Annotated in this window: 1 pseudogene; it reads right to left on the bottom strand. The window is 32.2% G+C overall.

The features are described 5' to 3' along the window. Positions 1-168: 168 nt before the first annotated feature. Positions 169-255 (bottom strand): annotated as a pseudogene (locus SB719_RS21300) (hypothetical protein); the annotation flags it as partial.

Genomic DNA, 255 nt, shown 5'->3' on the forward strand with positions numbered 1-255 from the left:
TGGTAAAAGATTTGGTTAACCGCTATCAATAATAAATTATATCTGCCGCCAGGAATTTCTGGCGGCAATAATACAAAATTCTTTGCATAAGAAATTTTTCTTGACAAAGACAGTGCAAGAAAGGACATGGAATCCGGAGTTAAAAACTGTTTGTTTTAGAATATTTAATTATTTAACTGCTGAATCTTCCTTGCGAGAAATATATCCATTATTACATTTCATGCCATTTTTAATATAGATTGGGTGATGCTGCCA

This window comes from Pantoea sp. SIMBA_079, assembly GCF_046940275.1.
Lineage (GTDB): Bacteria > Pseudomonadota > Gammaproteobacteria > Enterobacterales > Enterobacteriaceae > Pantoea > Pantoea borealis.